The 7,322-nt window shown below is 44.3% G+C and carries 4 protein-coding genes; 2 read left to right on the top strand and 2 right to left on the bottom strand.

Annotation, left to right across the window (positions count from 1 at the left end; genetic code table 11):
• Positions 1-143: 143 nt before the first annotated feature.
• Both F6K37_RS27960 and F6K37_RS27955 read left to right on the top strand, forming a co-directional pair.
• Positions 144-1,379 carry an AAA-like domain-containing protein gene (locus F6K37_RS27960; RefSeq protein WP_287253678.1) on the top strand — a complete coding sequence of 412 codons (1,236 nt, stop codon included), beginning with the start codon at positions 144-146 and terminating at the stop codon, positions 1,377-1,379.
• On the top strand, positions 1,376-3,988 hold the full coding sequence (locus F6K37_RS27955; protein WP_287253676.1) for an AAA-like domain-containing protein: 2,613 nt from the start codon (positions 1,376-1,378) through the stop codon (positions 3,986-3,988). The genes F6K37_RS27960 and F6K37_RS27955 overlap by 4 nt, the downstream gene beginning before the upstream one ends.
• Before the next feature lie 82 nt (positions 3,989-4,070).
• Here F6K37_RS27955 and F6K37_RS27950 read toward each other — a convergent pair whose 3' ends face one another.
• Positions 4,071-4,511 carry an FHA domain-containing protein gene (locus F6K37_RS27950; protein WP_008188331.1) on the bottom strand — a complete coding sequence of 147 codons (441 nt, stop codon included), beginning with the start codon at positions 4,509-4,511 and terminating at the stop codon, positions 4,071-4,073.
• 416 nt (positions 4,512-4,927) lie between these two features.
• A complete protein-coding gene (locus tag F6K37_RS27945) occupies positions 4,928-7,315 on the bottom strand; it encodes a heavy metal translocating P-type ATPase (protein WP_287253680.1) in 2,388 nt (795 codons plus the stop codon).
• Positions 7,316-7,322: the final 7 nt, after the last annotated feature.

The raw sequence follows: 7,322 nt of genomic DNA, 5'->3' as shown, positions 1-7,322 counted from the left end.
AAGACCATGAAAGTCGGGTCAATTTGCCACTGTATCGAGATTGAGTCATGGGCCAATAAGCCTTATAAAGTAATATGCATGAGGGCTGATGTTACCCCCTGATCTCGCTTGAATATATTTTCATTATTTCACCAAGAGCAAAAATGTTCAAGTTATTTTTACATAAAGCCTTAGCTGAGGAATTGGAGATATCTCTATCAACCCTCAATAATTACCTCAATGGCCGACCTGTCGATAACCTGAATTTTCAAGAAATTAGTGAAAAATTGGGACAAGACTGGAAAGCGATCGCTCTTCTAGATCTTGAAAGCACACCAAGCAATAGCAATGTTAATCGAGATCCGTGGAAACCGGATTTAGATCAGGACGAAGCTATCCCTGACGTTGACTATTATGTTGAACGTCCTCCCATTGAAACCACTTGTTATCAAACTCTTTTACGTCCCGGTGCCTTGGTGAGAATTAAAGCACCAAGTCTAATGGGGAAGACCTTACTGATAGCTAGAGTGCTCAGAAAGTTGGTTGCCCAGCAGGGCTATCAAACTGTGTATATTAACCTGCACCTGGCTAACCACGCTGACCTTGCCAATCTTAATTCATTACTCAAGTGGTTTAGCTTCTGTGTCAGTGAGAGTTTAGGATTAGCTAATCGATTAGCTGATTACTGGTACGAAGGATTATCGACCAGTAAAATGGCTTGTACCAACTACTTTGAACGGTATTTGCTAAGGCAGGTTAACAGGCCAGTAGTCCTATGTTTGGATGAAGTTGACCGAGTTTTTCCTCACCGTGATGTGGCATCGGACTTTTTAGGAATGCTAAGGGCTTGGCATGAGAAAGCCAAGATGGGTAAACGTTTAGAACGCCTCCGATTAGTGGTAGTTCATTCCACAGAAGTTTATATTCCCCTGAACCTTAACGAATCCCCGTTTAATGTTGGTGTTCCGATTGAGTTACCGGAATTGACCCAAGAGCAAATTATTGAATTAGCCCAACAATACCAACTTGATTGTACAGCATCTGAGGTTGAGCAATTGCAGGGGTTAGTAGGGGGACATCCCTATTTAATTGGCGAATGCTTTAACCATCTCAAATTTAATGGTACTGGTTACCTTGAGCAAGTATTAAACAATGCTGCCACCGAAGCTGGGATTTATCGCAATCATCTACGACACCTCTGGCAGATGCTACAGCAACATCAAGCTTTGGCTGATGCCTTTAAAGATGTGATTGAAGCCAGTTGTCCGATTCCCTTAGAATCCCGATCAGCTTACAAACTACACAGTATGGGATTAGTGAATTTACAAGGACATCAAGTCACTCTCCGTTGTCAGTTGTATCGGGAGTATTTTCAAGCGCGATTCCAGGAGACCCAATGATGGAAACCCAGACTATGCAAATCTATCAAGTAGGCGGCGCATTACCCCTTAATGCTAGCAGTTATGTCAAACGTCAGGCCGATGAGGAGTTGTATCAATACCTAAAAGCAGGGGAATTTTGTTATGTCTTAAATTCCCGTCAGATGGGCAAATCTTCCTTGAAAGTTCAAACCATAAAACGGTTGCAACAAGAAGACATTGTTTGTGCTTCTATTGATATTACCATGCTGGGATCGCAACAGATTCCTCCACGGGAATGGTATGGCGGTTTGATTAGTGGGTTGGTGTCTGAGTTAGAACTCTACGACAGGTTTGATGAATACCATTGGCTTCAACAACACCAAAAGATTTCTCCGGTGCAGTGCTTTGGTAAGTTTCTCAAAGAGGTATTGTTTGAATATATTGCTCAACCAATTGTTATTTTTATTGATGAAATCGATAGCGTTCTGCAATTAAGCTTCAAAGATGACTTCTTTGCCCTAATTCGAGCTTGTTACAACAAACGGGCGGAAAATTCTGCTTATAATCGCCTTAGTTTTGTGCTGTTGGGGGTGGCTACACCGGGGGATTTGATTGGATATAAAGACCGAACCCCTTTTAATATTGGACGGGCGGTGGAGTTACATGGCTTTCAAAGAGATGAAGTTGAGCCGTTAGTCAGGGGATTGGAGGGAAAGGTCAGCAACCCCCAGGCTGTTATAGAGGAGATATTAGACTGGACAGGAGGACAGCCCTTTCTTACCCAAAAGCTCTGTAAATTGGTTTGTGATGATGGCAGTGCCATACCCACTGGTGCTGAAGGTGAGTGGATTGAGAAATTGGTGCGATCGCATGTGATCTCCAACTGGGAAGCTACCGATGAGCCAGAACATTTGAAGACCATACGCGACCGCATCTTGAGTAATGAGCAACGCTCTGCCTACTTGTTGGAATTGTATCAGCAGGTGTGGCAACAGGGGGAAGTTGTTGCTAATAACAGTTTAGAGGAAGGCAAGTTACAGTTATCTGGATTAGTGGTAAAGCAGAGAGTTGGAGCTTTTCCAGTTCTTAAAGTATATAACCGTATTTACCATCAAGTCTTTAATCAAGACTGGATTGAGCAAGAATTAGCTGCATTACGTCCCTATTCGGAAGGGTTTAGGGCTTGGGTGGCGTCGGGATTTCAGGATGAATCGCTGTTGTTGCGGGGGAAGGCTCTCAAGGATGCTCAGGCTTGGGCGAAAAGAAAGAATTTAAGTTATTTGGATCAGCAGTTTTTGGCGGCCAGTGAAAAGAAGGGGATTGAGGAGCAAATTGCTCAAGAGAAGCTGGAAGCGGAATTAGACAGAGAGAGGAAGGATCGGGCAGCGACCCAGAAGAGAAATCAGGTACTAACTGAGGCGAATCGGAAGGCTCAACGGCGGATTCAGATTGGCGCTGTGGTGCTAAGTATAGCTGTGTTGGGAGCAATTGTTTCAGGATTAGTGGCAAGAAAGGAAATGATCAAATTACAAAAAACTAAAGCTGATTATGAAATACTCAAAGAAGATATCGAACCCCTTAATCGCCTTTCTGAACTTGCCGAAGAACTCCAAAACAACGGGCTGTCTTCTGAAGCACAAGAGGCATGGCGTCAAGCCAGTCAGTCTACTAAAATCCTAGAAAACAAACGCCATCTCAAGCAAGCCATGCTCCTAGCTTCGATTTCTTTAGCAAATCAGCAACTTAGCCAGAAGTACCAAGAATTTGAACAGGATAGTAAAGCAACCGAACGGTGGAATGAGGCTAGGCAAAGGATTAAACAGATAAAGGAAAAAAATCTCTTACCCTCACAACCAAATCTAGATGTCCCCGAAGAATGGGCAATTTATGTTCATGTCAAAAGAGTCCAGGGGAGTAGGCTGAGGAAAGAAGGGAAGATAGAGGAAGCATTAAAAGTTTACAAGGAAGCCTTTGATAGACTTGATACTGCTTGGAAAAAGTTTCCAAACGTTGATCTCGATACAGAAATTCCTATACCTAGCTTTCTTCCTCAACAACAGTCAATACTTTCAACGAATGCCGTAGAAAATTTTCATCGAGAATACATTTATTTACTATCTGAAAACGGTCAAGACTATCAAATGGTCAAAAACTCTCTTTTCAATCACTTCCTAGCTGAAATTCACTTCTTTATGAAGTCTGCAAACTGGAAAGATGCTGACCTAAAAAATGTTCGTATCATGCTTTACATCGCTGATCGAGAAAAAGAAGGTTGGCTCGATCGCCCAGATATCAAAAACTTCTCCTGCCAAAAGCTACGTACTCTTAACACGCTTTGGGTCAAACACTCAGATGGCAAGTTTGGCTTCAGTGTACAAAAGCAGATCTTGGACAAAATTATTGCTGAGCGTGGCTTACCCAAGGGAGAGTATGATAAATTATTAGATGAAACATGGTACGAGTGGTGGGAAAAAGTAAACTGGTTTGCAGAAATTTTCAACAAAAACAAAGCCGAGGAAGGTCACTTACCCTTGGCACCGTGGAACACCAAGGATAATCGTACTGCGACTTTCCGGGGAGGAGACCCCCCAGTGACTCCTTGGCGCAAGTCTTTTCTGAGTGTTCTATTCTCCCGTTGCGACTGGTAGACTTTAACATCCTGTAGCTAACCGCTCAAACTATAACCTTAAAATTATCAATTTTAAGGTTATCTTGGCGGTCATTTACTTACTAATTATCCCATTCTTCCGAATCATCAATCATACCGGGATTAATTAGGGTAATATCATACTCATCCATTTGATCTACTGGATCAGTTGGGGTATTCTCTCGCTTGAGTAGATAATATTTAGCACTGACCTTAGGCGCAAAAATTACCTCATCTTCATCTTCGAGATCATGGGCTTGAAGCTTACGACCATTGATTAAAATGCCATTGGAACTAGCCTTACCTTTGAGGTTACCATCAAAAATTCGGTAGTAGGGACTACCATCAGAACGTCTACGCCTTACTAAGGTGGCATGTCGGCGAGACACAAACTTTGAAAACAGGCGGATATCAGACTCTGGATCTCTACCGATAGAATATACCTCCTCTTCCAAAGGAATCTGCTTGCTTCCCTTGTCATCCTCAATAATCAATAAATGGTTGTGGTCAGATTGTGTAGCCATGAATCGCTCGTGATCAAAAGGGTAATTGGTTGAGAACAATGCTCTTATTTACTTACATTGACACAGCTCTCAACCAGCTTGCGACTGACTTAGGAATTGCACAGTAATAAGTTTACCATTTGTGCATACTAATTCAGAGGTGTAACTCTTGCTGCTCAAGGAATGGCGTTATTAAATCCTTGTTTCAACTAACCTGTAATAGGTAAGTTATTTTTGCGCGATTCCTTAGGTACTGATTTACCTAGAAAACTCTCCTGATTGCTGAGCATTATCTGATTATCCCTTGAATCAATAAAAGTAAACTACCAGACGCGAAGCTTACCCTATGGCGGTGGCTTCCGACGACCCAGGATACTGTAGCCTTCTGAAACCTTGCTGCTCTGATGGTCTATTATAGGTATTCAACTGGACTTGATCTAATTCCGTAAACGGGTTAGCAGCAGTGAATTTGTGACAACACTGATTGAGCTGAAAGCCATGAAGGCACCAGCAGCAGCAGGAGAAAGTACCATGCCAAATCCTGGTAGTAGCCCACCAGCGGCAATGGGAATACCCAATATATTGTAACCGAATGCCCAAAACAGATTCTGGCGGATTTTGTTGAAGGTGGCTCGTGATAGATCTATGGACTTGACCACATCGAGCAAGTTATTTGTGATCAGAATAATTCCTGCTGTTTCCGCTGCCACATCGGTTCCCCCATGCAAGGCAATCCCAACATCAGCTTGTGCTAGAGCTGGACTATCATTGATGCCATCTCCCACCATAGCCACACAGTTTCCCTGGTCTTGAAGGTTTGCGATCGCATTAGCTTTGCCATCAGGAAGCACCCCAGCAATAACATCCTCTGGCTCTATTGACAAAGTTTTGGCCACAGCAGCCGCTACTTCCGGTCTATCACCAGTTAGCATCATCACCCGCAATCCTAGGTCTTTGAGGTGTTCTACTGTTTGTTTAGCCTCGACTCTCGGAACATCATTGACACCAATTAATCCAACTAGTAGCCCATCAACGGCTACGTAAACTACTGTTTTACCCCCATCTGCCAAAGCCTTGACTTCAGCTTGAGCAGTATCACTGATGGTAACACCCTGCTTACTCAACCAGTCTGCACTGCCAAGCACTACCCGTTGGTTTTCTACTAAAGCTGATAGTCCCAATCCTGGTTCTGTGTAAAAATCTTGAGCCCCTAACATCGGTAACTGTTGCTGTTGAGCTTCGGTAAGAATTGCGCTACCTAAGGGATGGGATGTGCCACTTTCTGCTGCTGCTGCCAGTTGCAGCAATTGGCTAGCAGAAGATAGAGCAATGGTTTTCGTACCAATAGCGCTCTGTTGGTCATTCTCTGTCTCAGGTTGAATCAGCAGGCAATCGGTAACCGTAGGTTGACCCTGAGTTAGGGTACCGGTTTTGTCAAAAACCACAGTATCCAGCCGATGCACCTGTTCTAAAATGTCACCACCTTTGATTAATAAGCCCCGCTTTGCCCCCAGGCTGGTACCGACTAGAATGGCGGTAGGTGTGGCTAGACCCAAGGCACAGGGACAAGCAATCACTAAAACTGCGATCGCTAATTTCAAACTCAACAATAATGGAGAAGCCGCCATGGTTGACCAGACCTCTGGCCAGATTTTAGTCCCAGCCACGTACCAAAATAGGAAGGTTAAAAATGCGATCGCCATCACCCCATAGGTAAAATACCCTGCTACCAAATCCGCTAACTGCTGTACTGGCGCTTTCCGAGTTTGCGCTTCCTCCACTAGTGCTACAATTTGTGCCAGAGTAGTTTCCCTACCAGTACGGATTGCCTTTACCACCAGCACTCCCGATTGATTCAATGTACCACCAGTAACCATGTCCCCTGGTTGCTTCAATACTGGTCGGGATTCCCCCGTCAGCATTGACTCATCAATCGATGACACTCCCGTAATCACTTCCCCATCTACAGGAACTTTTTCCCCAGGTAATATCCTTAAGCATTCTCCCACCCGGACTTGCTCCACAGGAATTTCGATACCCGTTTGATCACCTTCTGTACTGTCTAATGTTCCAATCAAACGGGCGACCTGAGGCTGTAGGGATAGCAAAGACTCAAAATCAGCAGTAGCTTGATATCTTGCTCCTTGCTCTAAGGTCCGACCTAAGAGAATAAAACCCAGCAACATCACTGGCTCATCAAAGAAACATTCCCATCCCAGGTTAGGGAATAGTAATGCCACACAGCTAGTGGTGTAAGCCGTCACTGCCCCCAGTCCGATCAACGTATTCATATTGGGAGCACCGTGCCACAAACCGCGCCCACCCTCCACTATAATAGAGCGTCCAGGTAATAATAGCGCTAGAGTTGCCAGTCCCCAATGGAACCACAAAGTACTCAATACTGGCAGCATTGGTCCATGGAACCAATGACCGATATGTCCGACTGTAGAGAAGACAATCAGGACAGCAGCAATCACTAGTTGCTGGCGGTATGCTCTAGCTTCTTGCTGATGTCTCTGGGCTGGTGTTAACCTATCCTGGCTCTTAGTTCCCTGTTCAGTTTCAGGTAAACGGGGTTGACTAGGAAACCCTTTTGATGTAAGCAGCTCAGCTAAGACAGTTGGTTCCACCTCACCAGCTTGATACTCGACCACAGCTACCCCAGTTACCAGATTGACACAGGCTTTCGATACTCCAGGGTTACTGCTCAGTTGCCGTTCCACCACACCAACACAACCAGCACATTTCATGCCAGTTACATCTAATGTGATCGTTTCTACAGGCAAAGCTGGTTGGGTTAAGGTAGTCTTGGGATAAGTTGGGATAGATTTT

Source organism: Moorena sp. SIO4E2 (assembly GCF_010671945.1).
Classification (GTDB): Bacteria; Cyanobacteriota; Cyanobacteriia; order Cyanobacteriales; family Coleofasciculaceae; genus Moorena; species Moorena producens.
The sequence above is the reverse complement of the archived record's forward strand: the minus strand, read 5'-3'. Positions and strand labels throughout refer to the sequence as shown.